The 26,782-nt window shown below is 72.3% G+C and carries 22 protein-coding genes; 13 read left to right on the forward strand and 9 right to left on the reverse strand.

The features are described 5' to 3' along the window. Positions 1-74 precede the first annotated feature (74 nt). On the reverse strand, positions 75-1,832 hold the full coding sequence (locus LHA35_RS22345) for a DUF3141 domain-containing protein (protein WP_226612203.1): 1,758 nt from the start codon (positions 1,830-1,832) through the stop codon (positions 75-77). Between the two features lie 423 nt (positions 1,833-2,255). On the opposite strand from LHA35_RS22345, the gene LHA35_RS22350 reads away from it, so the two are divergent. Further along, on the forward strand, positions 2,256-2,699 hold the full coding sequence (locus LHA35_RS22350) for a c-type cytochrome (RefSeq protein ID WP_226612205.1): 444 nt from the start codon (positions 2,256-2,258) through the stop codon (positions 2,697-2,699). A gap of 1,582 nt (positions 2,700-4,281) precedes the next feature. On the opposite strand, the gene LHA35_RS22355 is transcribed toward LHA35_RS22350, so the two are convergent. The 7 genes from LHA35_RS22355 to LHA35_RS22385 form a co-directional block, all read right to left on the reverse strand. Next, the gene (locus LHA35_RS22355; protein ID WP_226612207.1) at positions 4,282-4,767 is read right to left on the reverse strand and encodes a FixH family protein; all 486 of its coding nucleotides are present in this window, start codon (positions 4,765-4,767) and stop codon (positions 4,282-4,284) included. An 83-nt stretch (positions 4,768-4,850) separates the two neighbouring features. Then, on the reverse strand, positions 4,851-5,360 hold the full coding sequence (locus LHA35_RS22360; protein ID WP_226612209.1) for a hypothetical protein: 510 nt from the start codon (positions 5,358-5,360) through the stop codon (positions 4,851-4,853). Positions 5,361-5,578: 218 nt separating this feature from the next. After that, positions 5,579-6,472, reverse strand: a complete 894-nt coding sequence (locus LHA35_RS22365) for a copper resistance D family protein (RefSeq protein WP_226612210.1) — start codon at positions 6,470-6,472, stop codon at positions 5,579-5,581. Next, positions 6,469-6,858: a copper resistance CopC family protein gene (locus LHA35_RS22370; protein WP_226612212.1), complete on the reverse strand. Its 390-nt coding sequence runs from the start codon at positions 6,856-6,858 to the stop codon at positions 6,469-6,471. The genes LHA35_RS22365 and LHA35_RS22370 overlap by 4 nt, the downstream gene beginning before the upstream one ends. An 847-nt stretch (positions 6,859-7,705) precedes the next feature. Then, positions 7,706-8,119, reverse strand: coding sequence for a hypothetical protein (locus LHA35_RS22375; protein WP_226612214.1), 414 nt, complete (start codon positions 8,117-8,119; stop codon positions 7,706-7,708). 318 nt (positions 8,120-8,437) lie between these two features. Then, a complete protein-coding gene (locus tag LHA35_RS22380; RefSeq protein ID WP_226612216.1) occupies positions 8,438-9,286 on the reverse strand; it encodes a copper resistance protein B in 849 nt (282 codons plus the stop codon). 200 nt (positions 9,287-9,486) lie between these two features. Continuing rightward, positions 9,487-11,406: a copper resistance system multicopper oxidase gene (locus tag LHA35_RS22385; protein ID WP_226612218.1), complete on the reverse strand. Its 1,920-nt coding sequence runs from the start codon at positions 11,404-11,406 to the stop codon at positions 9,487-9,489. A 307-nt stretch (positions 11,407-11,713) separates the two neighbouring features. On the opposite strand from LHA35_RS22385, the gene LHA35_RS22390 reads away from it, so the two are divergent. The 8 genes from LHA35_RS22390 to cueR all read left to right on the forward strand — a co-directional run bounded on the left by LHA35_RS22390 (position 11,714) and on the right by cueR (position 23,289). Further along, positions 11,714-13,153: a calcium-binding protein gene (locus tag LHA35_RS22390; protein WP_226612220.1), complete on the forward strand. Its 1,440-nt coding sequence runs from the start codon at positions 11,714-11,716 to the stop codon at positions 13,151-13,153. Between the two features lie 1,285 nt (positions 13,154-14,438). Then, on the forward strand, positions 14,439-14,642 hold the full coding sequence (locus LHA35_RS22395) for a heavy-metal-associated domain-containing protein (protein WP_226612276.1): 204 nt from the start codon (positions 14,439-14,441) through the stop codon (positions 14,640-14,642). A gap of 97 nt (positions 14,643-14,739) precedes the next feature. Beyond that, positions 14,740-15,453: a response regulator transcription factor gene (locus LHA35_RS22400; protein ID WP_226612222.1), complete on the forward strand. Its 714-nt coding sequence runs from the start codon at positions 14,740-14,742 to the stop codon at positions 15,451-15,453. After that, complete coding sequence (locus LHA35_RS22405) at positions 15,450-16,817, forward strand: ATP-binding protein (RefSeq protein WP_226612224.1); 1,368 nt, start codon at positions 15,450-15,452, stop codon at positions 16,815-16,817. Before LHA35_RS22400 ends, LHA35_RS22405 begins: the two co-directional genes overlap by 4 nt. Before the next feature lie 46 nt (positions 16,818-16,863). Beyond that, positions 16,864-17,316, forward strand: a complete 453-nt coding sequence (locus LHA35_RS22410) for a four-helix bundle copper-binding protein (RefSeq protein ID WP_226612226.1) — start codon at positions 16,864-16,866, stop codon at positions 17,314-17,316. A gap of 959 nt (positions 17,317-18,275) precedes the next feature. Then, the gene (locus LHA35_RS22415; RefSeq protein ID WP_226612227.1) at positions 18,276-19,460 is read left to right on the forward strand and encodes an efflux RND transporter periplasmic adaptor subunit; all 1,185 of its coding nucleotides are present in this window, start codon (positions 18,276-18,278) and stop codon (positions 19,458-19,460) included. Next, positions 19,457-22,657: an efflux RND transporter permease subunit gene (locus LHA35_RS22420; protein WP_274708195.1), complete on the forward strand. Its 3,201-nt coding sequence runs from the start codon at positions 19,457-19,459 to the stop codon at positions 22,655-22,657. Before LHA35_RS22415 ends, LHA35_RS22420 begins: the two co-directional genes overlap by 4 nt. A gap of 167 nt (positions 22,658-22,824) precedes the next feature. Continuing rightward, entirely contained in the window at positions 22,825-23,289 is a 465-nt protein-coding gene (gene cueR / locus LHA35_RS22425) for a Cu(I)-responsive transcriptional regulator (RefSeq protein WP_226612229.1), read from the forward strand. Between the two features lie 36 nt (positions 23,290-23,325). Here cueR and LHA35_RS22430 read toward each other — a convergent pair whose 3' ends face one another. Then, positions 23,326-23,670 (reverse strand): hypothetical protein, encoded by a 345-nt coding sequence (locus LHA35_RS22430; protein ID WP_226612231.1) that lies wholly within the window; start codon positions 23,668-23,670, stop codon positions 23,326-23,328. Between the two features lie 207 nt (positions 23,671-23,877). Here LHA35_RS22430 and LHA35_RS22435 point away from each other — a divergent pair, with 207 nt between their 5' ends. The 4 genes from LHA35_RS22435 (at position 23,878) to LHA35_RS22450 (ending at position 25,929) form a co-directional block, all read left to right on the forward strand. Then, positions 23,878-24,579 (forward strand): Spy/CpxP family protein refolding chaperone, encoded by a 702-nt coding sequence (locus LHA35_RS22435; RefSeq protein WP_226612233.1) that lies wholly within the window; start codon positions 23,878-23,880, stop codon positions 24,577-24,579. Next, positions 24,576-25,040, forward strand: coding sequence for a DUF411 domain-containing protein (locus LHA35_RS22440; RefSeq protein ID WP_226612235.1), 465 nt, complete (start codon positions 24,576-24,578; stop codon positions 25,038-25,040). The genes LHA35_RS22435 and LHA35_RS22440 overlap by 4 nt, the downstream gene beginning before the upstream one ends. A 54-nt stretch (positions 25,041-25,094) precedes the next feature. Continuing rightward, on the forward strand, positions 25,095-25,349 hold the full coding sequence (locus LHA35_RS22445; RefSeq protein WP_226612236.1) for a DUF2933 domain-containing protein: 255 nt from the start codon (positions 25,095-25,097) through the stop codon (positions 25,347-25,349). Between the two features lie 274 nt (positions 25,350-25,623). Beyond that, the gene (locus LHA35_RS22450; protein ID WP_226612238.1) at positions 25,624-25,929 is read left to right on the forward strand and encodes a hypothetical protein; all 306 of its coding nucleotides are present in this window, start codon (positions 25,624-25,626) and stop codon (positions 25,927-25,929) included. Positions 25,930-26,782 lie beyond the last annotated feature (853 nt).

Raw genomic sequence — 26,782 nt, forward strand, 5'->3', positions numbered from 1 at the left:
CGGCGCCCTGGACCAGTTCCGACGCCCGGCGCACCCCGGCCCTCCGGAGTACGACCAACTCCGGAGCGGACGCGTCATTCCGCGGCCACGCCGCCTGCCGGTCCGCCTTCCGGCAGGCCATTGTACCCACCGGACGCGGCCCGGGCGACCCACGGCGGTGCGGCGTACAGCGCGGCGAAGCCACGCTCCGCTGCGGCGTCGCGCATCGCCCGCGCCGCTCCGGCCGCCCGCGACACTGCGTCCGCGAAGGCTTTCTCCTGCGCCACGAACATGTTCTCGGGGTGGGCCTGATGCCGGTTCGCCCCGACCTGCTCGGCCATCCCCGCCGCCAGGCGCATCCAGGGCAGGAAGTCCGCGGACAGCATGTATCGGCTGGTCCGCATCGGGTGCAGCCAACGCAGCAGCGACGCCGTCCAGGGATTGGTCGTCGCCTGGACCCAGGGCTTCAGGAAGGCGCGGTAGAGGGCGAGGCCGGTCTCGGAGACGGCGCCGACGCGCTCGAAGGCCTCGCGCGGCGGCGGCGCGAAGCGCAGATCCTCGACGGCCCGCGGCTCGAACCGGACGGCCGCCTCTCCCGCTGCCCGATGCGGCTCGCCCGGAGAGCTGCCACCAATCTTCATCTCGTAGAGGCCGGGCGGCAGCGCCTCGATCTCGGCGAGGCTGGCGAGGATCGCCCGGTGCTCGCGCCGCGCCACGGCGGCCGAGACGAAGATACCGAGATGCCCGACATGCGGGTTGATGAGGTAGACTATGCGCTGCCCGGCCGCCTTCAGCGCCTCGGTGCTGTCGTAGACCGCCGGAATCCATCCCAGCGCCTGGTGCGGCGGCGTGATGTCGTCGCCCTCCGAGGCAAAGACCACCAGCGGGTTGCGGATGCGCCGGAGGTCGGCGACGCAGCCCCCGCAGATGCGGAACACCCCCTGCTCGACCTGGTTGCCGATGAAGAGGTTCTCGACGATCGCGGCGATCTCCTCGCGGCCGAGGGAGTAGAAGCCGCCCCACCAGCGCTCGAACCGCAGGAAGCGCTCCCGCTCGGTGTCCACCTCGGCGAACAGCCGCGCGTACTTCTCCCAGATGGCCCGCTCCGGCTTCAAGTTCTCGAAATTGGCGGCGAGCCAGGCGCCGTCGAAGCGCCCGTCGCCCAGGTCGGCCGCGAGCTCGGCGAGCCAGGCGCCACCGAGCAGGCCGCCCGCGAGGCGCATCGGGTTCACGCCGGACTCGCCTCCCCAGTAGGAGAGCGGGGAGCCGTTCAGCACGGCGGCCCCGACCAGGCCGCAGCAGTCGGCCGAGAGCAGCGCGACGGCCCAGCCAGCCTGGCAATTGCCGTAGAGCACGGGCGGCTTGCCCGGGTGCCGCTCGGCCACCGTCTCGATGAAGCGGCGCAGGGCATGGTGCACGTCAGCCAGCGTCTGCCCCCGGCAGGGCTCGGGGAAGAAGACGACGAAGTAGACCGGATGGCCCTCCCTGAGCGCCATGCCGACCTCGGACTCCTGCTTGAAGCCGCCGATGCCAGGGCCGTGCCCGGCGCGCGGGTCGACGACGATGACCGGCGGCTTCGCCGGATCGGGAGCGAGCACCCGGGCCCCATCGGCGGGGCCGAGGATGCGGAGCAGGGCGTAGTTCGCGGGGTGGGGAAAGGTGCGGGCGTCCAGCACCGTCTCCGAGCGGAAGTCGAGCAGCGGCGGCAGGCCCTGGCGCTCGTGCTCCAGCGTGTCGTCTGCGCGCTGGCGCAGCGTGTCCCAGAAGAGGATCGACCGCTCCCAGACGTCGCGCTGGTAGTCGAGCAGGTCGGCCCAGGGCGACAGCGGACCAGGCGATGGGGCGCCAGCCACTCCGACAGAGGCTACGGGCGCCACATCCCGGACAGCGCGGTCACGCTTCTGCTGGTCGCGCCCACACGCGGCGGCCTCTGACCTCCCCGCTGAAACCTTCGCTGTCGTCACCGTGCCGTCCATGGCCATGCTCCTCCACGCGTGGTGATGTTCGACAGTGGGCCAGGTGGTCGAGGTCTGGTTTGACGCGGCGCAAGCTCCGCGCGGGGAAACAGTTTGTCACGAATTGGCGGCCCGCTCGGGGGCCTGCGGTGTTGATCACCCGTCGCACGGGACCTACCAGCGGTGCTGGCGGCGCCTTGTCGGGGTCGCCCTCGGCAAGGAGAGCGACATGGCGCTGAGGCTCACGGCACAACCCCACAGCGGAGCCAACGGGAGGGTTTCCGGCCGGTGAGCGGGCTTGGTCGTCGGACGCTCCTTGCCGTGGCGGTGCTGGCATTGGTGACCGGCCTTGGGGTGGCGGTGCTGCTGACGACCGGAGACGGCCAGAACCGGGCTGGCAGGGGAGGTGACGCGGCGGCCTTGACGCGCGGTCGGCAGCTGTACGTGCAGCACTGCGCCTCCTGCCACGGCGCGGAGCTGGAGGGACAGCCGAACTGGCGCCAGCGCCGGGCGGACGGGCGCCTGCCAGCCCCCCCGCACGACGCCTCCGGCCACACCTGGCACCACTCGGACGCGCAGCTCGTCGAGCTGGCCAAGCGCGGTCCCGCTGGCCTCGTGCCCGGCTACGAGACTGACATGCCCGCCTTCGGCGACGTGCTCGGCGACGACGAGATCCGCGTCGTCCTGTTCTTCATCAAGAGCACCTGGCCTGCGGAGATCCGCGCGAGGCAGGAGGCGCTTGGGGCAGCGGCCCAGCGGCGCTGAACGGGCGTCCTGACTGCGGAACCGGGCGCACGCAGGCAGGGTCGTGACACTCCTGCACATTGATGGTGACCTGGGCGATTCCGAGCCCCGCAGGTCGCGTCGGATTACATAGTGTTGCTGGCTTCCACGGTCATTGTTCGCGGCGCGTGCAGTGCCGACCTCTCTCGCGCGACGGACCGCTACGTGGCGGCACATGGACGACGCGGGCGACAACGTCGGCTGCTCCAAGGCAGCAGGACTGGAGGCGTAGCCCGATGCCAAGGTGCCAAGTCCCGCTCGCGCTCGCCGGTGTGGCTCCAGCCGCTCCTGGCGGACCAGGTGGCGCGCGGCCCGGCTGCGTCAGGCTCCCGATGTCCCGATGGTGAGGAAGGGAAGTCGATGCTCAGACATCTCGTCATTACCGCCGCCACCGCTTCGGCGCTCGCAGCCTGCTCCGCGGCGACCCCGAACCTGGCGAGCCATGGCACCGCGCCGGGCGAGGTCTTCGGCCGGGCTCCTGCGCACCTGGAGAACTCGCCAGGCGGCGGGCCCGAAGTCCATCGTCCGCTGCCGACTCCCGGCACGGGCATCGCGGCGAGTGGCGCCTGGGTGGGCGGAGCGGGCGAGGGAGGTCCGACGATCGTCCACCAGGGTGGCGGCCGAGGTGGCCTCGGCTCCTCCGCCGGGGGGGCGGTCACCGGCGGCACGGGCGAGGGCGGACCCGAAGTGCGGCATGGACATTTGGCGGGCGGAACGCTGGCCCGCTAGATCCCGAGCCATGGATGTCGCTGGTACGGCAGCGCGTCTTCCAACGAACCGAGGGAGCACCCGAGCGGCCGGGCGCTTCCGCTTCGATTGGGGAGCGGGTCGGTAGTTCAGGGCATGCCTTGGATGGTCTCGGGCCAGTTGAAGACCGTCAGAGCGCAATGGCGCTGATGCCCACGACGCGCCCGAGAATGCGGTCCGGATCCAACTTCATGGAATCCGTTCACGTGGCCTAGCGAGAGACGGAGGACGACGATGAACCGAATGTACAAGTGCATCGCGATCGCCGCCGCAGCGGCGGCGCTGACCGCCTGCACAGCAACGGACCAGGGTTCCATGGACCACAGTACCGCGCCAGGCCACGCCTCCGGCCAGGCACCGACCCACCTCATGAACGCACCTGGCGGTGGGCCAGAAGTCCACCATCCGGCATCCGGCCCCGGCACTAGGGTAGGGACCGCTCGACTGGCGCCGACGGGTGGTGGATCCCCCGAGGTCATCCACGGTGGAACCGGGGTCGGCAGCGCCGGGTCACCATATGGTGGGCAAATCACCGGTGGCACCGGGGCGACCGGGGGGCCGACGGTCCAGCACGGTCCCGAAACTCCAGCGCGTGCCAACTGACGGGAGCCGGTCGAAGTCGCGCCCGTCGCGCCGGGACGGAGCGGGGGCTCGCGGGCACTGGAAGGCGCCCCGATGCCGCCGGGGCGCCTACGCGTCATTCGGAGCGGGTGACGGGACGGAGTTCCTGGCCATCACTCCCGGCCGAGACGGATTCCAGAAGGCACTTGCCTTCCGGGAGAGTTCGCAGCTGCTGCAGCTCTGCGGTGAGTAGCGCCTACTGAACCCTGACCTGCAGTTCGCTGCGCACTGGTGCCGCCTCGCCCGGCACCCGCGCGACCAGCGTCAGGGTCCAAACACCGCTCATCGGCAGGACAGCGTGGACGCGGTAAACGCCGTTGCCCTCGTCCGCCGCCGGGGTGGGAGGGGGATTGGGCCCCTCGCCCATCCGGGCCGGAAACACGATCGGGGGCGGTGCGCCAAGCCCCGGGGATGCACGCGCTGGGGACGAGCCATATTCTCGCGCTTGCGTGTCGGGCCGGTGCATCATCTCGGACTGGTGCTCGTAGACGACGGCCCCGGACACCGGGCGGTTGTCTGGCAGATGCAGCAGGCGGACCCGAACTTCAGCATTCTGGCTCGGGGGCACCTGCTGGCTCAGGAGTTCAAAGCGGTAGTTTTCGGATTTCGGCGCCGCGGCGCAACCGGCCAAAGCGGCGGCGAGCGCCATGGTGCACAGCATGTGGACGGCAGGTTTGGCCATCGCTTTCTCCTCCCCGCGGCCCGGTCCGGCGGCGCCGGGCTCGCTTTCGTTGACCTATGTGTACCTTCGCAGCCGGTGCCTCTTCATGGCTGGAAATGCCGATGCGGGAAGGTGGCACGCACCGCCGTGGCACCGGGACGCCGCACCTCGACCGTGAGGCGGTAGTAGTCGCGCGGCGGCAGCGTTGCGAAGCCGCCATAGATCGTGGTCCCGTCGAGCGCCATCGGCTCAAGCGCGATGCGGGTCTCGGGGCTGTGCCGACGGCCGCGAATGGTGGCCGCCACCGCGGCGTCCGTGACGCGTGCGCCGGTCGTCTCCTCGAATACCGCGACGAGCAGGTGGTGCACGTAGCGGCCCTCCGGCGCGCCGCCGTGCATGCCCTTTCCCGCGTGCTCCGGCGGGTGCCCGCGCACGACGGCGGCCGGGACCACACCGAGGTACACCACCAGGTTTCCCGCGCGGCGGAATGTGCCTTCGGGATGTACGGCGCCTGCCTCGTGCGGCACGCTGGTGGACGCCAGGCTGATGACCGCGCCGAACAGCACGCGGCGGCGCAGAGCGGTGTCCGTGGTAGCTTTCTGAGTGGCGACCATCACCTTCTCCGTCCGTTTTGTCATTCCCAGTTCGGCGTCCCTGCGGCGAAACGGGGAGTCCTGCGCCACCGAAACCCTGCCCCTCCGCTGTCGGCGCATGACCCGGGAGGCCGATCTTCCGCATTTCGCATCCTGTGACGGTGGCATTCGGATGCCACCGCATTCTGGGTGTGTTCCGCGGCCGAGGGACTGGATGGCGGACCTCCCCGCAGTCAGGTTCAGCGCACCCCCGGCATGCCGCCCGGCGAGGTCGAGACCATCTCGGCGGCTGCCCAGAGCACCAGCAGGGCCACGACCGCCTCGGCCGTTACGGAACGCGCCAGCCGTACTCCGCCCTCCGGAGCGCGGGACGCCAGCGCGGGGGTCAGCCGGAAGCGGTGCCACGCCGCGAAACCCAGCAACACCGCGACCAGGGACAGCTTGGTCAGGAGAGCCCAGCCGTACCAGGAGCCGAGGAGTTCACCGATGCCGCCCAGGATCCACCAGGCGAGCAGCAGGCCCGCCGCCACCAGCACCGGCACGGCGCCTGCGGCGATGCGGGCCCAGTCCTCGACCAGGCGGGCCGCCCCCGGGCCGTCCCGGCGCGCCGCCCAGGCGAGCGGCGGCAGGCTGCCGATCCAGTAGGCCGCCACCACCAGGTGGACCAGCAGCAGCGCGGCCAGCAGCGGCCGCGGGGCGAGCTCGGTGGTGTGGCCGAGCAGCGCGTAGCTGGCGCAGGCCACGACGCCCCCGGTCGCCGCGACGGCAGCCCAGCGCGACCCCAGGGCGAGCGCCGCCACGAGCAGCAGGCCGATCCCGCCGAGGCCGTAGGACGCGCCAGCGCGCGATCCGAGCACCACGTCCCAGGCCTCGCGATCGCCGAGGGCCTCCCCGCCCGTGAGCTCCGCCACCTGCGCCGTCAGGACACCGAGCCCGGCGGCGATCCCCAGCAGGGCGGCGCCCGCCGCCCAGCGGCCCAGCCGACGGGGGTCCACCTCCCGCCGCGTGCCGAACAGCAGCGCGAAGAAGGCGAGGCCCGCGCCGCCGAGGCTGCCTGTGTAGTAGGCGGCGCGCAGCACCACCGCGACGCCGCCCCAGCCGACCTCCCCCGTCCGGAGCAGGGCGAGGATCACCGCGCGGCGGTCTCGACCCGGAAGCTTACGGTGCCGCCGCCGACGTGACCGTCGGGCGAGGCACCACGCCACTCGATGCGGTAGGCGCCCGGCATCAGCCTGTCCTGCACGGTGGCGCGCACCTCCTGCACCGTGGCGCCCCGCTCGCCCTCGCGGGCCAGCTTCTTCTCGCGTCCGGCCTCATCCAGCAGCCGCAGGGTCATCACCCGCATCGGCATCTGGAACATCAGGACGACGGCGGGCGGGGTGCCCCGGATCACCGCGCCGTCGGCAGGCTCGGAATGGTGGAGGTCGGAGTGCGCCAGCGCGGGGCCGGTGGCGGCGAGGCTCAGGGCGACGGCGGACGCGGCGACGAGGGCACGCCTCCGGGGACGTAAACCAGTCATGTCGAACCTCGGGTTTGTGTCTGCGGGCCGCCGCGCCGGACGGCGCGGCTCAAGTTATCCAATGGGGTCGACCCGACGCGCCGGGCAAGGCGCGGGGGCCCGTCCGGGGTGTGCCAGCAATACTTCGAAATGTTGGCCCTGACGTCGCACCGGCGCAGGCGGTGACGCGGCGCCGCAGCCTGACGACCTCCGCCTCCGGGCCGAGCAGCGTCGGGACGGTGCGCAGCACGACGCGTGCCGTCTCCGGTCCCGCCTGGCTCACCTCGATCTCGAAGCGGGGCCTGCGTCGCCAGGGGGCCAAGCCCGCAGGCATCCCAAGGCCGTGATGCGGGTGCCCTGCCCTCCGGAAACCACTTCCAGCCGGAAGGGGTCATCCGCATAGGCGTCGGCCAGGCAGGATGCGAGGCGCGTCGCATTGCCTCTGGTCTCGACCACCGCGGCGGGCGGGCGATCGCGCAGGTCGGGCGCCCGCACGCAGGCGCCCAGGAGGGGCGGCAGCAGGAGCGCGGCCACGGTGCGAACGCGACGAACTGACCCGGGAACCATCAATGGACGTGCGGCCGGTCCCCCTGGGTGTGGTGGTCGTGCCCCGACGCGGTGGCGGGTGCTGCGGCGGTGGTCTGGGGGCTCCTCCCCAGGCCCTCGCCGATGGCGTGGGCAGGCACCGAGGCCCGCTCCGTGACCCCCGAGGCTCCGGCGCAGGCCGCCAGCAGACCGCCCGCCGCGGCGAGAAGGAGGCTTGTCCGCGTCCGCATCATGTGTCCTCCATCCATCAGCGTGGGCGTCCGCCTCGAACGCGGCGCCCACGGAAAGGCGTCTCGGGGGCGCCGACGCCCCGTGGGCGGTTCTAGCCGCGGGACGGCATGCCGTTCTCGTGACCATGCCGCACCTCCGGTCCGCCTTCGCCGGAGTTGCCGACGATCGTGCCGCCGGACGGGCTGCCGAGGTTGCCGCCGCCCATGCGGCGGTGGTCCATCTCGGCGTTGCCGCTCCCGCCCTGGGGCGTCAGCGTGGGAGCCGGTCCGGTCCGGCGCTGGCCCTGACCGCCCATGCGGCTGTGGTCCATCTCGACATTCCCGCCGCCATGCGGCGACAGCGTGGGCTGCGCGAGACCGGGCTGCGCACCGAACAGGATGGCGACGCTGGCCGCCGCGACGAGTCCGGCAAACTTCCTGCCCATCTTGAGGATCTCCACTTGGCCGCGCACCCGAAACCCGTGCGCCGCTCCCATATTGATGGCCGCTCGGGGCGGCAGCGGCAACGGCGCACCGCATCCCGGCAAAGCTTTGTCACGCCCGCTCGGCCGCGCGGATCGGACGCTCGGCAGGACCGGCGGGCGCCAGGCGTCAAGCTGTGTGCCGCAGGCCATTGGGCCCACGCGCGCCGTCTGCGCCGTCTACCTTCGACACTGTCCAGGGGCGCACGGTCGTGGCGCCGCCTCGCAACGCCTGGAGGACGCGATGGCCCATCTGCCTGGCCAGCGGCGGCATCCGCCGCATCAGCGGCGCGGTGGACAGCGGCACAACTGGGCGGCACAGGCGCGTCGGGGCAAACCCGGCGCGCCACCGCGCTCGGAGGATCAGAAGAAGAGACGGATGCCCGCCACCACGGTCGACTGCGAAGGTTTCTCGCCCAGACGCCGGTTCAGGCCGGTGGCGCCGCCGTTGAAGCTCTCGAAGGAGTAGCCGATGTAGGGCGCGAACTCGCGGGTGATCTCGTAGCGCAGCCTGATCCCCACCTCAGTCCGGTAGAGGCCCGGCGCTATCAGCGCCTCCCGGTCCCAGCCGGTGGAGAAGTTCATCTCGAACTCGGGCTGCAGGACGAGCCGGTTGGTGATGAGCAGGTCGTAGGATGCCTCGACCCGGGCAAGGAACACGCCCTCGCCGCCGACGAAACCCTGCAGCTTCACCTCGAAGAAGCCCGGCGCTAGGCCCTGCAGCGAGATCACGCCGTAGGTGCGCGGCGGAGTCCCGGCGGACGGATCGATACGGAAGTCGTGCCGCACGCCCGCCTGGATGTCCCAGTAGTAGCCGAGCAGGCGGGAATAGAGCGCCTGCACCTCGGCCCTCTCCAGGCCGCCGCGCTCGCGGTTCGTCTCGCCCCGCGCGTTGATCCAGAGGCGGTGGTAGTCCGTACCGTAGTAGCCGAGGCCCTCCCAGGCGTAGAGCGGGTTGCCGCGGCCGGTGCTGCGGATCTCGTTCTGCTCGAACAGGACGGCGCCGAAGTAGAGCGGCGGGTGCTTTGCGTCGATGCCATGCGTCTCGGGCGCCAGAAACCCTCCACCCGGGGCGGGATGGGGGTCCGCCGTGGTCGTCGCGGTCGCGCCGTGACCGGCGTGGCCGCCGCCCACCTGCGCCCAGGCCGCGGTAGAGGACAGCGCAGCGGCGAGCAGCCCCGCCGCGGCGCCCGTCATTAGCTTGGAGTTCATGCTGCCTCCTGCGGCGTCAGATCGAGACCGGCCGGGCCGACAGCCCCACTCCTAACGCCATTTCGCGGCCCGTGCACCTGGCCTGCATGGGATGTGGTCTGTGCCGAGGCCAGCGAAAGGAAGGCCAGAGCGAGTGCCCCACCCACGAGGAGGAGCAGCCGAATGAGGGTCGTTGTCATCGCCTGTGCAGCCCTCCGCGCTCAGTGCACATGCGCGGCGGTCACAGGCTGCGCCGCGGGCCGCGGCGCCGAGGCGACCGGGGCCCCGTCCCGCACGACGCGGAAGACCCGCATCATGCCGCTCTCCATGTGGTAGAGCAGGTGGCAATGGAAGGCCCAGTCGCCCTCGGCGTCTACGATGACGTCCACGTCGAGCGACGTGCCGGGCTTGATGTTCACCACGTGCTTGCGCGGGTTGAAGGCGCCGTTGCCGAGGTCCGGCACCATCCACATGCCGTGCAGGTGCATCGGGTGGTTCATCATGGTCTCGTTGATGAAGCGGATGCGCAGCCGCTCGCCGAGCCGGGCGACGATGGGCTGGGCGCGCCAGAACTCGTTGCCGTTCATCGACCAGATGTAGCGCTCCATGTTGCCGGTCAGGCGCACCTCGATGATGCGGTCGTATGGGCGCCACTCCGGGTCGGCGCGCAGCGGGCGCAGGTCGCGGTAGGACAGCACGCGCGCGCCGGGCGGCGCCCCGGTGTCGTGGCGAATTGGGTCGCCCATGGCCGGGGAGGCGGCGCCGTGCGCGTCCGCCGCGCCGTGACCCGGCCCTGCATGGTCCGCCGCGGTTGGACGAGGCACCGGCGTGTGGCCGACATGTGGGTTGTCCGGCGCGCCCCGGTGGCCAGGGTGCCCAGCGGACTGGGCGGCGAGATGCTCGGCATGGCCACCCGCCGATGCGGTCTCCCCCGCTGGCATGGCGTGCGCGCCATGCGACATCCCGGAAGACGGCCAGACATGCCCGGGCTGGTCATGCTCGGGACGCGGCGTACCGCGGTCGAGGCCCGTTGGCCCGGGCGTCATGTACATGTCCGCCATGGTCAAGACCGGGCGCGGGCGGTGCGGCGGCAAGGATTCGACCGGGACATCCATGCGCGGCGCCAGCCGGGCCCTCGCCCAGCCGGTGCGGTCCATGGTCTCGGCCAGGATCTGGTACTGCCGGGCCTCGCGTGGCTCGACAATGACGTCGTAGGTCTCGGCGACCGCGATGCGCAACTCGTCCACGACCACGGGGCGGACATTGTTCCCGTCCGCCTGCACGACGGTCATCTTCAGCCCGGGGATGCGCACGTCGAAGTAGGTCATGGCCCCCGAGTTGATGAGCCGCAACCGCACCCGCTCGCCCGGCCGGAACAGCAGGGTCGCGGGCGTCTCCGGCCGGAGGCCGTTGACCAGGTAGCGGTAGGTCGCGCCGGTGATGTCGGCGATGTCGGTCGGGTCCATCCGCATCTCGGCCCAGTCGAGCCGATCGCGGACGATGGCCCGGCGCGCCTCGGCGTCCGGCGCGCGGCCCAGGTCGCGGATCAGGTCCACCAGGGTGCGGCGGTTCCAGTTGTAGTAGCCGGGGTCGCGCTTGAGGTTCTGCAGCGCCCGCGCGGGCCGCTCGTCGGTCCACTCCGAGAGCTGCACGACGTGGTCGCGGTCGTAGCGGAAGGGCTCCGGCTCGCGCGGGTCGATGACGATGGGGGCGTAGAGGCCGCGCTGCTCGTGGTCGAGGTTGTGGGCGTGGTACCAGTAGGTGCCGGACTGCCGCACAGGGAAGCGGTACTCGAAGGTCTCTCCGGGGCCGACGCCGCGCGAGAAGCCGGGGCTGAAGCCGGGCGCGCCGTCCATCGCCGCGGGCAGGATCAGCCCGTGCCAGTGGATGCTGCTTTCCCTGTCCATCCGGTTCGTCACCCGGATCACCGCCTCCTCGCCCTCGCGCAGGCGGATCAGCGGGCCGGGGAACTGGCCGTTGACGGTCACCGCCGGGCGGTCGGTGCCGTTGATGTTGACCACCCGCTCCTCGAGCGTCAGGTCATGGTGCTGCGCCAGCGCGGGTGCCGCCAGGGTCACCAGCATGGCCCCAGCCAGCGACAGCCGCCGTAGCGTGGTCTCGAAACCGAATGTTCTCGTCATCCCACCACCTCCGGCCTCGGCGCCAGCGCAGCTGCCCAAGGCCCGTCCCGACCTTTGCCGCAGAAGGTGACCTTCCTGGCCACCGGCGACAACGCACGAAGGCTCCCGAGACATACTTCGTCATGTTTGCCCCGGCCCCGAGATGCCCGCCGTGCCGCGGCCAACTCATTCCGGGTAGCGGAGATTGACACACTACGTCATGGAACCGGCCTCAACCCGCGCCGGACGCGTCGTGTTCACCTCCCGCCGCGCGGCCGGGCCACCGGGCGTTCCCGCGCGGCGCCAGTACCAGGCAGGGGAGCACGGCATGACGAACAAGACCAATGGCCACTGGAAGACCCAACCGGCGGACAAGCCCATCGAGGTCGGGCAGGTTTCCCTCACCATCACGGGCGAGCCGGACCACCGACTGGCCATTGGCGGGCCGGGCAAGGACGCCTTCGGCGGCACCGACGCCGCCGACCACTACTGGGGCCTGGACGGTGGGGACCAGCTCGGCGGCGGCCCCGAGGGCGATGTCCTGATCGGTGGCAAGGGGCCGGACCTGCTCTCGGGCGGCGAGGGGATGGACCACCTGCACGGCGAGGAGGGCAACGACACCCTCTACGGCGCCGCGGGCGCGGATGGCCTGATGGGCGGGCCGGGCGACGACTACCTCGATGAGGGGCCCGGCCACAGCAGCATGGATGGCGAGGAGGGCGATGACACCCTCGTGGGCGGCACGGGTCCCGACGCCTTCATCGTGCGCCCCGGCTCGGGCGACGACCTCGTGAAGGACTTCACCGCGGGTCCGGGTGTCGGCGACCACCTCGCCCTCCAGGACATCCGCTGGGAGGACCTCTCGTTCGCCGACACGAGCGATGGGGTGAAGATTGGCTGGGGCAGCGGCTCGGTGCTGCTCGAGGGCGTGAAGAAGTCCGACCTGGCGCAGGACGACTTCATGTTCTTCAACCAGCCCGACCTGCCGCCGGGCGCCCACGCGCCCAAGGGGCCGACCCCGGAGCGTCCGACTCCGAGCGAGGACGGCCCAGAGATCACCGGCGCCCTGCCCAAGGCGGATAACAGCCTGGTCCCGGACAAGGGCGAGCACGCCAGCACGCTCGCCTTCGACAAGTACGCGGCCATCATCGGGACCGACAAGGGCGAGTGGCTGCGCGGCAGCGACGCCTGGGACCAGATCTTCGGTCGCGGCGGCAACGACCATCTGGTCGGCAAGGGCGGCGACGACATCCTCGACGGTGGCGAGGGCAAGGATTGGCTTCTGGGCGGCGACGGCCCTGACATGCTCGAGGGCGGCCCGGGTGACGACACCCTGCACGGCGGCACCGAGAACGATGAGCTGATGGGCGGCGACGGCAACGACTGGCTCGACGAAGGTCCCGGTCACGGCATGCTGGAGGGCGGCCGCGGCAACGACACCTATGTGGGCGGCACGGGCTCGGACGCCTTCATGGTCTCGCCCGACAGCGGCAACGACGTCGTGCTCGACTTCCGCGCCAAGGGCCTGGCGCAGGGCCTCTTCGACCACATCGCGTTCATGGACATCGACGCGAGCGACGTCACGGTCAAGGACACCAAGCAGGGCGCCCGGGTTGCGTGGGACGTCAACAACGACGGCAAGGACGACGGCTCGATCCTGCTCGTCGGGGTGGCCAAGACCGACCTGCGGCAGAGCGACTTCATGTTCGACACGCCCCAGTTCGTCGAAGGCATCAACGACTACGGCTCCTGGTACATCTTTGCCTAGCGGAGCGGGCGCCGGTCCCGGTTCCAGTTCCAGTAGTCGTGCCAAGGCGCATATTCTTGCCAGGGCGCACAAATAGTGGCACCCAGCAACGTTGGGTGGCTGACCCGGCCAGGCTTCTCGTCCGGTCGTTTCCTCCCGGTGTCGGGGGCGTTCCCATTCCCGGGAGCTCCACCCCGATCCGGCTTCACACGGAGAAGAACAGATGTCCTCACATGGACGCATCATTAAGTGGGCGGTTATCGGGGTCGTTGTCGGTGCGCTGAACGCCTGCGCCCCGTCGCCCCAGCCGCGCGCGGGCGGCGCGCCGACCCTGACCCAGTCAGGCGCCGGGTATGAAATGGATCACAGGCGCATGGGCGGCAGCCAAGGTCCCAGCGCGGGCTCGCCGACCCTGACCCAGCCGGGCGGTGGCTACGAGATGGACCACAGCCGCATGGGCGGAAGCCGCGGCGCGGGCGGCGGAACCCCGTCCGTGAACGTGACCGGCGGCGGCACCTCGGGGGCCGAGTTCACCCACCCCGGCGCCAGGGGAACCGGCCACGCCCACTGACGCGACCACGGCCGCCGTGCCGGGCAGTCGGCGCAGCGGCCAGGTCTTCCGCCAGGGCTGCCGCCTGCGCTGCCCGTGGCAGCAGACATGGGGCCATGCGACAAGGTAGGCCAGCCGAGGCTGGCTCCGGCTCAGCGGCGGTCAACACAGGGGCGCTTGCGAACCAGGCCTGACCAGCTTCAGCGCCGATCCTCTCCACGCGGCGGCGTGACCGTCCCACCAGGGCCCGCGCGGGTCGCGTCCCCGGCCGCTGGAGCCCCCGGCGGCCGCGCGGCGTCCCCGGCGCGCTCCTCCGACCGCATGCGCAGGTGCCGGAGACGCTCCTCGATCTCCGCCTGCGTCGGCTGCCGATGCCGACCGCCCTGGACTGCGTCCCGGCGGCCGACACGCGAGTGCACGTCGCCCATCGTCCCCTGGGCCGAAGGGATGCGCCCGGGGATGAGGACCGCTGCGGCCAGAAGGCCAAGGCCCAGGGCGGGCACGGATGTGAACGCGGCCAGCATGTGCCCCAGAGGCTGCGGCCCGCCGGGCAGGTCACCTGCTCGCGGATGGCTCCGAGAGAGCATCGTGTCCCTCCCCTCTCCAGCGTCGTGCTCCGGCCCTCCGAACGCGGTTCCGGCACCGGGTTCGCCGTTCGAAATGCGACAAAACATGTCTGAACCGGCCACGCCTCGATGCCGACCTTGACCCTCCGATGGTGGCAAGCCCCATCTGGGCGGCCGGATGGAGGTCGGCATGGTCGTGTTCAGGATTGCAGGCATGAGCTGCGGTGGGTGCGCTCGGAGAGTGACTGCCGCCCTGCGGGGCGCCGAGCCGGGGGCCGAGGTCCAGGTGGACCTGCAGCGCCGCGAGGTCACGGTGACGGGCGCGGCGGACGCGGACCGTCTCGCCCGCGCCCTGCGCGACGCGGGCTACCCGGGCGAGAGGCTCCCGGACTGATGCCGGGCGACGCAGCCCGGCACGGGCCGTGACGGGCGCGGCCAGCAGGAGCGGGCCGCCCCCGGAGCCGCCAGGCCGACGGGGCCTCGACCCGGAGATGCACGTCCTCGTCGTCGAGGACGACGCGCCGGTGCGCCACCTCATCGCCAGGCTGCTGCGCGAGAACGGCTTCCGCGCCACCGGCGCCCGCGACGGCGGGGAGATGTGGGAGACGCTGCGGAACTCGGCGGTCGACCTGGTCCTCCTCGACGTCATGCTGCCCGGGCAGTCCGGCCTGGAGCTCCTCCGCGCCCTCCGCGCCGAGCAGGCCTCCCTGCCGGTCGTGATGGTGACCGCGAAGGGCGCCGAGGCCGACCGCGTCCTCGGCCTCGACCTCGGGGCGGACGACTACCTGCCCAAGCCCTTCGGACGGCAGGAGCTGCTGGCCCGCATCCGCGCCGTCCTGCGCCGCGCCCACCCACCGGCCAGCGGCCCCGAAGGAGGCGCCGGGCGCCTCCTCCGCTTCGAAGACTGGACCCTCGACACCGCGCGGCGCGAGCTGCTCTCGCCCGGCGGCGCGGTCATCGACCTCTCGGGGGCCGAGTTCGACCTGCTCCTCGCCTTCCTGGAGCACCCGCAGCGCGTGCTGGCGCGCGACCAGATCCTGGAGCTGTCGCGCGGCCGCCTGGCAGACCCGAATGACCGCAGTGTGGACGTGCTGGTGAGCAGGCTGCGGCGCAAGCTCGAGGGCGAGGAGGGCGGGACGGCGATGATCAAGACGGTCCGCGGCGCGGGCTACACCTTCCTGCCCAGGGTGGAGCGCGTCCCGTGAGGCGCGCCATGGACTGGCTCTCGCCAGCGAGCCTGGCGGGCAGGACCGTTCTGACGCTGCTCGCCGGGCTCCTGGTCTTCCATCTCGGCAGCGTGTGGCTGCTGGAGCGCGGCGTGGAGAGCGCCCTGGAGGAGGCGCGCGAGGTCCACACGGCGGAGCACGCCGCGATGGCCGCCCGCGTCCTCGACGCCTTGCCCGCCGAGGTACGCGAGGCGGCCGCGCTCGGCCTCTCCACGCCGGGCTTCAACGTCGCCTGGGCCAGCTCGCCGCCACCGGACCGGCTGGACGAGGCGGCCCTGGGCCCGCTCCGCGCCCGGCTGCAGCGACGGCTGCCGGAGCTGGCCGAACTGCGTCTCGGCCTCGTCCCGATCTCGGCGGGCAACGTCCCGCGCGTCCGGGGCGGGATACGCCTCGCGGATGGCACCTGGGTCACCTTCGAGACCCCGGTGCAGGACCTGGCGTATGTCCCGAGCCACGCGTCCGTTTCCTCGCTCAGCGCGATGGCGCTCGGCATCGTCCTGGTCTCCACCCTGGTGGTGCGCTGGATCAATAATCCGCTGCGGCGGCTCGCCAAGGCGGCAGAGGACTTCGGCAGGGGCGCGGCCCCGGTGCCGATCCCGGAGAATGGTCCGCAGGAGGTGCGCGAGGCCGCGCACGCCTTCAACGCCATGCAGGCGCGCATCCACCGCTTGGTTGCCGACCGCACCCAGGCGCTCGCGGCGGTCAGCCACGACCTTCGCACCCCGATCCAGCGCCTGCGGCTGCGGGCCGGGTTCCTGGAGGACGCGGAGGCGCAGCGGGCGATCGACGCCGACCTCGACGAGATGGAGGCGATGGTGGAGGCGACGCTCGCCTATCTGCGGGGCAAGACCGAGAGCGAGGCGCCGCGGCGGGCCGACCTCGCTGCCACCCTGCGCACGCTCTGCGACGACGCGGCCGACCGGGGCGCCGCCGTGACCTACGCCGGGCCGGACCGGGCGCCGCTTCTCCTCCGGCCGCTGGCGGTGAAGCGCGCCTTCGCCAACCTCATCGACAACGCGGTCAAGTACGGCGGCGGCGCGCGCGTCACGCTCTCCGACCTGTCGGGTGCCGCGACGGTCCGGATCGAGGACGACGGGCCCGGCATCCCGGCCTCCGAGCTGGAGGCCGTGTTCGAGCCGTTCCACCGCCTCGAGGCGTCCCGCAACCGCGGCACCGGCGGCTCGGGGCTGGGTCTCACCATCGCCCGGCAGGTGATCGTGGCCCACGGCGGCACGGTATCCCTCGCCAACCGGCCGGGCGGCGGCCTGACCGTGACGGTGCGCCTGACGCGGACGGGTGCGGGCGCGACCGGCGCCGAGGCCAGGGCCGGATCACGAACATGAACGCCCTTCGACCAGAGCTTGCCAGACCCGATGGGAGGACAAGGACATGCTGCAACGCCGCCACCTGCCTGCCGCCCTGGCCGCGGCGGGCATCCTTCCTTTGCCTGCCCTTGCCCAGGGCACCGGCGCCCCCGCGCACCAGATGCCGGGGACTAGGCACGGCGCAATGTCGGTCGGCGACTGCGTGCTCGTCTGCGTCAGGTCCCACGCCATGTGCCTCGAAACGGCGCGCTACTGCACCGAGCAGACCAGCGGGCACATAGCGCCTGGCCACATCGCCCTGTTGCAGGACTGCGCGGAGATGTGCCAGCTCACCGCCAACTCCCTGCTCCGGCGCTCGTCGCGGCACTCGGTCGTGTGCAACGCCTGCGCGGAGCTCTGCGAGACCTGCGCCAAGGACTGCGAGGCATTCACGGCCGACGAGCAGATGAAGCGCTGCGCGCGGGTCTGCCGGGACTGCGTCGAGAGCTGCCGCGACATGGCGAAGTCGCCCATCTGACCCGGGGGCCAGGGGGTTCTCCCTTCGCCGGGGTGGCGGCCTCGCGCATCGCAGGGCGGCGAGCCCTCAGCCGCGCCGCCGAGGCCGAAGCGGCGCGCCGAGCGCCGCGGACCGGCGTCGTGGCCGCTTGTTGATCCCGATCAAACTGCCCCCGTCGCGGACGTGCTAAAAGAAAATATGGGCGCCCTCTCCTTCCGGCGCGTTGTGGCGATCCTGGCGACAATCGCGCTGCTCCTCTCGGGAACCGCTCCGGCGGCGGCGGGAGAGCCGTGCGACCAGACAATGGCCGCTGCGGCGTCTATGGCAGGCCATGGCGCCACACCAGCCGCACCATGCGACCAGGATGGCAAGGCGCCCGACCGCCCCATGGGGGCCTCATGCGCCTCGGCCTGCTTCGCCAGGTGCCCGGCGCCCATGCCGGGCCTGGACGCACCGCAACCGATGCGGCTCGCCCCGCCGGTCGTGCCCTCGGCCGCGCCTGACGTCCGGCTCGCCGGGATCGGCGTGGCGCCGCCGCTCCAGCCACCGAAGGTCTGAATCCAGGCCGGTCGCGCATCCCGCGGCCGCCCCCCGTCTCGCGGGCGCCGGGCGAATGCCCGGGCGGCCGCGCGTGCAGGCGACTGACAAGGATTCGGGACGATGTCCAGGTGGATGAGGCTGGCCGAGGCGGCTCAGACGCGCGCGGCCATGGCGGCAGACGAGAGAAACAACGAACTCCGGGACGGCACCGCCCGGTCCCGCCTCCCTCACGGTTTGACGGGAGGCTGACGATGCGACGCGGCATCCTTTTGGCGGCCCTGGTCCCGGCCGCCGCGCTTGGGCTCGGCGGCTACGCTGCCCACCGCGCTGGCTGGACGGACCTGTCCCCCCGCCCCGCCCTGGCGTCCGAACACCAAGGCCATGACCACAACGGGGCACACGCGGGGGTGGAGGGTGGATCCGAGCATCCGGCCGCTGCCATGCCCGCGGGCGGCCGTGGCACTCATCAGGCGCATCCGGCGGAGGAGCGGCCCCCAGCCAGCGGCCCGCGCCGCATCCTCTACTACCGGAACCCGATGGGCCTGCCGGACACCTCGCCGGTGCCAAGGAAGGACTCGATGGGGATGGACTACGTCCCCGTCTACGAGGGCGAGGCCGCGGACGACGGAATGGTCCGGGTCGCGCCCGGCCGCCTGCAGACCTCGGGCGTGCGGACCGAGCCGGTCGCCCGGCGCCAGGTGGTCCGCCCCGTACGCGCCCCGGGCAGCATCCAGCTCGACGAGCGGCGGGTGTCGGTCGTCGCGCTGCGGACCGAGGCCTTCGTCGAGCGGGTTGAGCCAGTCACCACCGGCGACCGGGTCCGCAAGGGACAGCCGTTGATGCGGGTCTTCTCGGCGGATGTCGTCGCTGCCGGGGCGCAGTACGTCGCCATGCTGAACACCCCGTCCGGCGCGACCTCGGCCACGCCGGAGGGCGCCCGGCGGCGGCTGGAGAACCTCGGCGTGCCGCCCGAGGTGCTGGCCGAGATCGACCGGAACCGGCGGATCCCGCAGAGCTTCGTCTGGCCCGCGCCGCGGGACGGCGTGGTCCTGGAGCGCGGCGCCGTGGACGGCATGCGGGCGGCGCCGGGCGACACCCTGTTCCGCCTCGCCGACCTCTCGGTGGTCTGGGTGCTGGCCGAGATCCCCGAGCGCGACGTCGGCTCCGTCGCCCCGGGCCAGACGGTCGAGGTGCGCCCGCGCGGGCTGCCGGACCGGGCCTTCCAGGGACGAGTCGCCCTGATCTACCCGCAGCTCAACGCCAGCACCCGTACCGCCCGGGTGCGGATCGAGCTGCCGAATTCCGACGGTGTGCTGCTGCCCGGCATGTACGCGGAGGTCGAGGTCGCCACCGGCGGCGGCGCGGCCATCGCCGTGCCCGATGGCGCGGTCATCGACAGCGGCACCCGTCGCGTGGTGCTCGTCGAGCGCGGCGAGGGCCGCTACGAGCCGCGCGAGGTCCGCACCGGGCGGCGCGGCGGCGGCCTCGTCGAGGTGCGCGAGGGCCTCGCCGAGGGCGACCGGGTGGTCGTGGCCGCGAACTTCCTGATCGACGCCGAGAGCAACCTGCGCGCCGCCCTGCGGGGCCTGGCCGCAGCCACCCCTGCCGGGGAGGAGCGCCAATGATCGCCCGCCTCATCGCCTGGTCGGCGCGCAACCTCTTCCTGGTGCTCCTGGCGACCGCCTTCACCGTCGCCGCGGGCCTCTGGGCGGTGCGCAACACGCCGCTCGACGCGCTGCCCGACCTCTCGGACACCCAGGTCATCGTCTACACCGAGTTCGCCGGGCAGGCGCCGCAGGTGGTCGAGGACCAGGTCACCTACCCGCTGGCCTCGGCCATGCTGACGGTGCCCAGGGCCAAGGTGGTGCGCGCCTTCTCCTTCTTCGGCGCCTCCTACGTCTACGTCATCTTCGAGGACGGCACCGACATCTACTGGGCGCGGAGCCGCGTCCTCGAGTACCTGAACAACGCGTCCCGCAGCCTGCCCACGGGGGCCACCCCGACGCTCGGGCCGGACGCGACTGGTGTCGGCTGGGTGTTCCAGTACGCGCTGCTGGCCAAGGATCTGACCTTGGCCGAACAGCGCTCGCTGCAGGACTGGCGGCTGCGCTACGGCCTGGCCCGCGCCCAGGGCGTCGCCGAGGTCGCCGCGGTCGGCGGCTTCGTCAAGCAGTACACGGTGGTGGTCGACCCGCTCCGGCTGCGCGCCCTCGACGTGCCCCTCGACCGGGTGCGCGAGGCGATCCGCACCAGCAACCAGGACGTCGGCGGCCGGACCGTCGAGATGTCCGAGTTCGAGTACATGGTCCGCGGCCGCGGCTACCTGCGCGGCGTGGAGGACATCGAGAGCGTCGTGCTGCGGGCCGAGGCGGGCGGCACCCCGGTGACCCTGGCGGACGTGGCGCGGGTGGAGGTCGGCCCGGACGAGCGGCGCGGCATCACCGAGCTGGACGGCCAGGGCGAGGTGGCCAGCGGCGTCGTCCTGCAGCGCTACGGCGCCAACGCCCTGGACGTCATCCGCAACGCCAAGGAGCGGCTGGCCGAGCTCCTGCCCAGCCTGCCGCAGGGGGTGGAGGTCCAGCCGGTCTACGACCGCTCCGGGCTCATCCTGGACGCCATCGCGACCTTGAAGCACACGCTGATCGAGGAGAGCCTGGTGGTCGCCCTGGTGACCATCGTCTTCCTGCTGCACCTCCGGAGCGCGCTGGTCGCCATCCTGATGCTGCCGGTGGGCGTGCTGATGGCCTTCGTCGCCATGAAGGCGCTCGGCATCGGCTCGAACATCATGAGCCTGGGCGGCATCGCCATCGCGGTCGGCGCCATGGTGGACGCCGCCATCGTGATGATCGAGAGCGCCCACAAGCACCTGGAGCGCGCGGCGCCCGGCAGGCCGCGGCTGGAGGTGCTGGTCGAGGCGGCGACGGAGGTGGGCCCGGCGCTGTTCTTCAGCCTGCTCGTCATCACCGTCTCCTTCCTGCCGATCTTCGCCCTGGAGGCGCAGGAAGGGCGGATGTTCCACCCGCTCGCCTACACCAAGAGCTTCGCCATGGCGGCGGCGGCCCTGCTCTCGGTCACGCTGGTCCCGGCCCTGATGGTGCTCTGCGTGCGCGGCCGGATCCTGCCGGAGCACCGCAACCCGGTGAACCGCCTGCTGGTCTGGCTCTACCGCCCCTTCATCAGGTTGGTGCTGCGCGCCCGGGTGCTGACCATCCTGGTTGCCGTGGCGGTGCTGGCCGCCACCATCTGGCCCGCGCGGCAGATCGGCGGCGAATTCATGCCGACCCTGAACGAGGGCACGCTGCTCTACATGCCGACCACCCTGCCGGGACTGTCGGTGACCAAGGCGGCGGAGCTGATGCAGGTGCAGAACCGCATCATCCGCTCCTTCCCCGAGGTCGCCTCGGCTTACGGCAAGGCGGGGCGGGCGAACAGCGCGACCGACCCGGCGCCGATCGAGATGTTCGAGACGGTCATCCAGCTGAAGCCCCGCGCCGAGTGGCGGCCGGGCGTCACCACCGAGAGCCTCGTCGCCGAGATGGACCGGGCCCTGCAGATACCGGGCGTGAGCAACGCCTGGACCATGCCCATCCGGGCGCGGATCGACATGCTCTCGACCGGCATCCGCACCCCGGTCGGCATCAAGGTGTTCGGCCCGGACATCAATGAGATCGAGCGGCTGGCCCGCCAGGTGGAGGCCGTGGTGCGCAATGTGCCGGGCACCACGAGCGCCTACGCCGAGCGCATCATCGGCGGCTACTACCTCGACATCGTGCCGGACCGCGCCGCGCTGGCCCGCTACGGGCTGGCGGTCGGCGACGTGCAAGCGGTGGTGTCCTCGGCGCTCGGCGGCGAGACGGTGACCACGACCGTCGAGGAGCGCGAGCGCTACGCGGTGAACCTCCGCTACCCCCGCGAGCTGCGCGGCGACCCGCAGGCGATCGCCGCCGAGGTGCAGGTGCCGCTGCCCGGCGGCGGCATGGTGCCGCTCGGCGAGGTGGCGCAGATCGGCCTCAGCCGCGGCGCGACGGCGATCCGCACCGAGAACGGCCAGCTCGCGGGCTACGTCTACGTGGACCTGCGCGGCCGCGACCTGCGCGGCTATGTCGACGAGGCGCGGCGGGCGGTGGCGGCCGAGGTGGCCTTCCCGCCCGGCTACTACGTGGCCTGGAGTGGGCAGTTCGAGTACCTGGAGCGGGCCGAGGCGCGGCTGCGCATCGTCGTCCCGGTCACGGTGCTGCTGATCTTCCTGCTGCTCTACCTCAACTTCCGCTCCGTCGCCGAGACGCTCATCGTCATGCTCTCGCTGCCCTTCGCCATGGTCGGTGGCGTCTGGCTAGTGTGGTGGATGGGCTTCAACATGTCGGTCGCGGTCGCGGTTGGCTTCATCGCCCTCGCCGGGGTGGCGGCCGAGACCGGCGTGGTCATGCTCATCTACCTCGACCACGCCCTGCGGGAGATCCGCGAGCGGCGCGCCGCCCAGGGCCTCGCCCTCACCCGGGCCGACCTGCGCGAGGCCATCATGGTGGGCGCGGTGGACCGCGTCCGGCCGAAGATGATGACCGTGGTCGCCATCATGGCCGGGCTGCTGCCGATTCTCTGGAGCGACGGCACGGGCTCCGAGGTGATGCGGCGCATCGCGGTTCCCATGGTGGGCGGGATGGTTTCCTCGACCCTGCTGACGCTGCTGGTCATCCCGGCGATCTACGGCCTGGTGAAGGGCTGGGGTCTGCCGCGGTCGGCGGCCGGGCCGGTGGCCGACGCCATCCGGCCTTCGCCGACTGGAACGCTGCCCCTGGGCCCGGTGCCGCTGGCGGGAGAGTAGGGAGATCCCGCGCCGGACTCCGGTCCGGCGCGGTTTCGGCCCAACCCGGAAGCACGAGCCTCCGCCGGGGCCCTGGACGTGGCCGCGCCACGGGCCTTGACCTTCCCACGATGGGAAGCCCCATCTTTGGTCAGGCCCACCCCACGCGGTGGGCGACGGAGGCCAGCATGAACATCGGGCAAGCCTCGGCGACGTCGGGCGTCTCGGCCAAGATGATCCGCTACTACGAGGACATCGGGCTGATGCCGAAGGCGGGCCGGACAGAGGCGGGCTATCGGGTCTACACGGCCGCCGACGTGAACACGCTGCGGTTCATCCGGCGGGCGCGCGACCTCGGCATGCCGATCGAGCGCATCCGGCTGCTGGTCAGCCTGTGGCAGGACCGGGCGCGCTCGAGCGGCGACGTGAAGCGCATCGCCCTCGAGCACGTGTCGGAGCTGCGGACCAAGATCGCCGAGCTGACCGCCATGTGCGAGGCGCTCGAGGGCCTCGCCCACGCCTGCCACGGCGACCACCGGCCAGACTGCCCGATTCTGGAGGACCTGGAGGCTGGCGGCCAGCAGGCGCCCGCCCGTGTGCGGCGCAGGCGCCGGATTGACGCCGGTCAAAGCCAGCCGGGCGCAACGGCGTAGTCTGGGGGACGGAGCCATCCACCGATGACGGGGCGGTCAGGGATGCCGACGGGCATGGGCAGGTTCAGGAAGGCCATTGCGGGCTTGCTCGCGCTGGCCCTGCTCGCCCTGCCGGGCGCCCCGGTGCGGCACGCCTCGGCCGCCGCGCCACCGGAGCAGCACGCGGCGCACCACTGCGTCACACACGGCCACATGGCGCAGGATCCGGCGCCCGGCTCCCATCATCACGACCACGGCCAACCCGGCAGGCACCCGGGCGAAGTACAGGATCTGGCCTGCTGTGCCTCGGCCCAGTGCCCAGCCACGGTCGCGGTCCCGCTTGCCCCGCCTGGACAGCCACTGACGCCCTTCAGCCTGCGGCTCGTCGGAATTGCCGCCCATTCGATGCCGGATGGCGTCGCCGTGGACCCTCCCCTCCACCCGCCTCGTCCGCTGGCCTGACCTGCCAAAGGTGCCGCGCAGCCGGACGGCCGCTCGCGCGCACCTGGACCGCAAGCCCATCGGGACAGGCACTTGTGGGCGCGCAACCCGAATCTCGCCGTACCCGGCGCCTCACGCGCGCTTCGAAACTGTGACACGGAGGAAGTCATGAGCACAACCAACCGCCTCACCGGCAACGCGATCACCGCCGCGCTCGCCCTCGGCCTCGCGCTCGGCGGCGCAGCGGGCGCCAAGGCGCAGCCCGCCCAGGAGCACGGGGCGCACCATCCCGGGGGCAGCACGGCGCAAGCGACGCCCGCACCGGCCCCGGTGCCCGGCCCGGCGCAGCAACAGCAGCGCGGCATGCCCGGAATGATGGGCAGCCAGGGCATGCCGATGCCGGGCGCGCCTGGTGCCCAGCAGGGTGGCATGCCCGGGATGATGGGCGGCGACATGGGCCGCATGATGGAGATGATGCACCGGATGATGGCGGCGCGCGGCATGATGGGTGGCCCCGGCGCCATGCGGCACTTCGAGCGCATCGACGCGCACCTCGCCTATGTCCGCACCCTGCTCCGCATCACCGACGCGCAGGCGCCGCAGTGGAACGCCTTCGCGGACGCCTCGCGGGCCGCGGCGGACAAGCTCCGGCAGGCCCATGCCCAGGCCATGCAGGCGGCCGGGCAGCCCGCGACGGCACCGGCGCTGCTGGAGCGGCGGATCGCGCTGCTCTCGGCCCAGCTCGAGGCGATGCGCACCTTCGTCGCCGCGGCGCAGCCGCTCTACGCGGCGCTGTCGGACGAGCAGAAGCGCGCCGCCGATGAGTTCCTGGCGGAGCACCTGCACGACATGCGGAGGCTCGGGCTGTGAGCGGCACCGGCGCGCTCCGGAAGACCGTGACCAGGCGGGGAGCGCTGCTCCTTGCCCTGGCGGTGCCCGGCGCGGTGGCGGCGCAGGCCGCGCCGCTGGTTCGGGTCGAGGTCTGGCAGGACCCGACCTGCGGCTGCTGCGAGGGCTGGGTCCGCCACATGCGGGCGGCGGGTTTCGACCTGGCGGTCCGCAAGGTCGCGGACGTCCGGCCGATGAAGGCGGCCAACGGCGTACCCGAGGCGCTGTGGTCCTGCCACACCGCCATGGTGGACGGCTATGTCGTCGAGGGTCACGTCCCCGCCGCCGACCTGCGGCGGCTGCTGGCCGAGCGGCCGCAGGCGCGCGGGCTGTCCGCCCCCGGCATGCCGCCCTCGTCGTCCGGCATGGACATCCCCGGCACGCCGTACGAGGTCGTCCTGTTCGGCACGCCCGGCGGCGAGCGGACCTGGGCGCGGCACTGACGACACCCCGCCGAGGCGCGCAGCCCCGGCGGGGATCTCCGGAGGAGATGTGAGATGGACAGCCAAGTCCCGGTGCCCTGGTGGCGGACCCGCGGCGGCGTTGCCGCCATTGGCTTCGGCCTCGTCGTCGCGTTCTTCGTGCTGCGGGAGCACTACGAGCACGCCCTCGGCCTGCTGCCCTACCTGCTGCTGCTCGCCTGCCCGCTGATGCACCTGCTGATGCCGCACGGGCACGGGGGGCACCACGGGCATGGGGACGCCCGGTCGGACCCCAGCGATGCCCCCACAGGCCGGTCCGCACCCGGGTGACGGGCGCGCGCGGGAGCGGCGTCGTGTTTCCGAGTTGGCTCGCCGTGGTCAGGCGTTACTTGGCCGCGGCCGCCCTCGGACCCTCCGCCCGCGAGGCCGAGCGCAGCTGCTCCTCGGGGCTGGGGCAGGACGAGCCACGGCGCACGCAGGGCACAGGGGTCCGGCGTCAGCATGAGCCGCGCCCGAAACTTCGGCATGGCAATTGCATTGCCTGCATTGCCGCACCCGGCGGCATGGCCGCCGTGATCACCGGCACCGGAAGGAGGAGTACCGCATGACCAGACTGCAAAGGGGCACCGGGCTGAGCCTGTCGCTGCTGCTGGCCGCAGGCCTTGCCGCCTGCGCGCCGCAGCAGCGGGCCACGCCCGCGGCGGCCTCGGCGCCCGGCGCGACCGGCACCGCGACGGCCACCCCGGCTCCGGGGGACCATCCGGCATGGATGGCGCACTGCGCGGAGATGCGGCAGCAGATCCGGCAGGGCGTGCAGATCTCGCCTGACATGCAGCGGATGGCGACCTACTGCCAGCACATGGACCACGCCATGGGCGCCCAGCGCGGCCGCTCCGGCCCGTATCCGTAGGCCGGTTCCAACGCGGCGTTGGGCCGTGCCGTGCTCGCCCCAGGTCGGTGACGGGAACGCGCGCCCAGACCATGGGGCCACCGCTTCGAGATGCTCATGTCAGGGTACAAGGTCGTGACCTCGCGCATGGTGGAGGGTGCCAACCCTCCTCCCCTCCTGGCGGCCGATGAGGGGAACGGCGTGTACCGCGTCCACTCGGAGCCGCGATGCAGGGAGACCGGCAGGCCACCCTGACCGCACGGGTCCCCGGCGGGGTGCCGCCCGTCTGTGGCACCTTCCCGATCGGGGTCCAGTAGCCCGAGGCGCCTCCGGAGCCGCTCCCGCGCCGTCACCGCTGGTTTGCGACAAAAAATTTCCAGGAGGCGCGCCGCGCCGGGAAACGATGGCGCCTGCTCCCGTCGGCATCTAAGCGTTTGGCGGCGATCCCGCGGCCACGCCAAGAAATGCCCGGCGAGGAGCAACCATGCGCGACCATGACGCCCCCGCCCCCGCACTGACGCCACGGCGTCGTATGCTGCCGTCCGCGACGCCATTGCGGAGGCGCAGGTGAGGCCCCGCGGCGTGGTCATCCGGCACCTGATTGGCGGCCACCATGGCGCCGGGGACGTTCCCCAGGGCTTAACCACGCGCGCTGGAGCGTGCCGAAGAGGTGAGCGAGCCGGAGTGGGTCCATGGCTGGCTCGGGGGCGCGCTGGCCTCGACGCTCGCCGACCACGGGCGCGAAGTTGCGCGCCGAAGCGAGTGCCTGGAGGATCCGCATCACGTCACGGGGACAACACTGGCTGCGCCGGAACCAAACCCGCGCCATGGACATGCGACCGCGTCGAGCCCTTGCTGCACGCGATGCGGTCCG

The sequence above is a fragment of the Roseicella aerolata genome, assembly GCF_020523605.1.
GTDB lineage: Bacteria > Pseudomonadota > Alphaproteobacteria > Acetobacterales > Acetobacteraceae > Paracraurococcus > Paracraurococcus aerolatus.

Bases quoted from the DNA above. Each gene is read 5' to 3' on its own strand.
- LHA35_RS22385 (WP_226612218.1), bottom strand. From the start codon at position 11,406: ATGACGAGAACATTCGGTTTCGAGACCACGCTACGGCGGCTGTCGCTG.
- LHA35_RS22380 (WP_226612216.1), bottom strand. From the start codon at position 9,286: ATGAACTCCAAGCTAATGACGGGCGCCGCGGCGGGGCTGCTCGCCGCT.
- LHA35_RS22450 (WP_226612238.1), top strand. From the start codon at position 25,624: ATGACCAGACTGCAAAGGGGCACCGGGCTGAGCCTGTCGCTGCTGCTG.
- LHA35_RS22415 (WP_226612227.1), top strand. From the start codon at position 18,276: ATGCCCGCGGGCGGCCGTGGCACTCATCAGGCGCATCCGGCGGAGGAG.
- LHA35_RS22420 (WP_274708195.1), top strand. From the start codon at position 19,457: ATGATCGCCCGCCTCATCGCCTGGTCGGCGCGCAACCTCTTCCTGGTG.
- LHA35_RS22390 (WP_226612220.1), top strand. From the start codon at position 11,714: ATGACGAACAAGACCAATGGCCACTGGAAGACCCAACCGGCGGACAAG.
- LHA35_RS22370 (WP_226612212.1), bottom strand. From the start codon at position 6,858: ATGACTGGTTTACGTCCCCGGAGGCGTGCCCTCGTCGCCGCGTCCGCC.
- LHA35_RS22360 (WP_226612209.1), bottom strand. From the start codon at position 5,360: ATGGTCGCCACTCAGAAAGCTACCACGGACACCGCTCTGCGCCGCCGC.
- LHA35_RS22410 (WP_226612226.1), top strand. From the start codon at position 16,864: ATGCTGCAACGCCGCCACCTGCCTGCCGCCCTGGCCGCGGCGGGCATC.
- LHA35_RS22445 (WP_226612236.1), top strand. From the start codon at position 25,095: ATGGACAGCCAAGTCCCGGTGCCCTGGTGGCGGACCCGCGGCGGCGTT.
- cueR (WP_226612229.1), top strand. From the start codon at position 22,825: ATGAACATCGGGCAAGCCTCGGCGACGTCGGGCGTCTCGGCCAAGATG.
- LHA35_RS22430 (WP_226612231.1), bottom strand. From the start codon at position 23,670: ATGGGCGGCAATTCCGACGAGCCGCAGGCTGAAGGGCGTCAGTGGCTG.
- LHA35_RS22435 (WP_226612233.1), top strand. From the start codon at position 23,878: ATGAGCACAACCAACCGCCTCACCGGCAACGCGATCACCGCCGCGCTC.
- LHA35_RS22355 (WP_226612207.1), bottom strand. From the start codon at position 4,767: ATGGCCAAACCTGCCGTCCACATGCTGTGCACCATGGCGCTCGCCGCC.
- LHA35_RS22395 (WP_226612276.1), top strand. From the start codon at position 14,439: ATGGTCGTGTTCAGGATTGCAGGCATGAGCTGCGGTGGGTGCGCTCGG.
- LHA35_RS22400 (WP_226612222.1), top strand. From the start codon at position 14,740: ATGCACGTCCTCGTCGTCGAGGACGACGCGCCGGTGCGCCACCTCATC.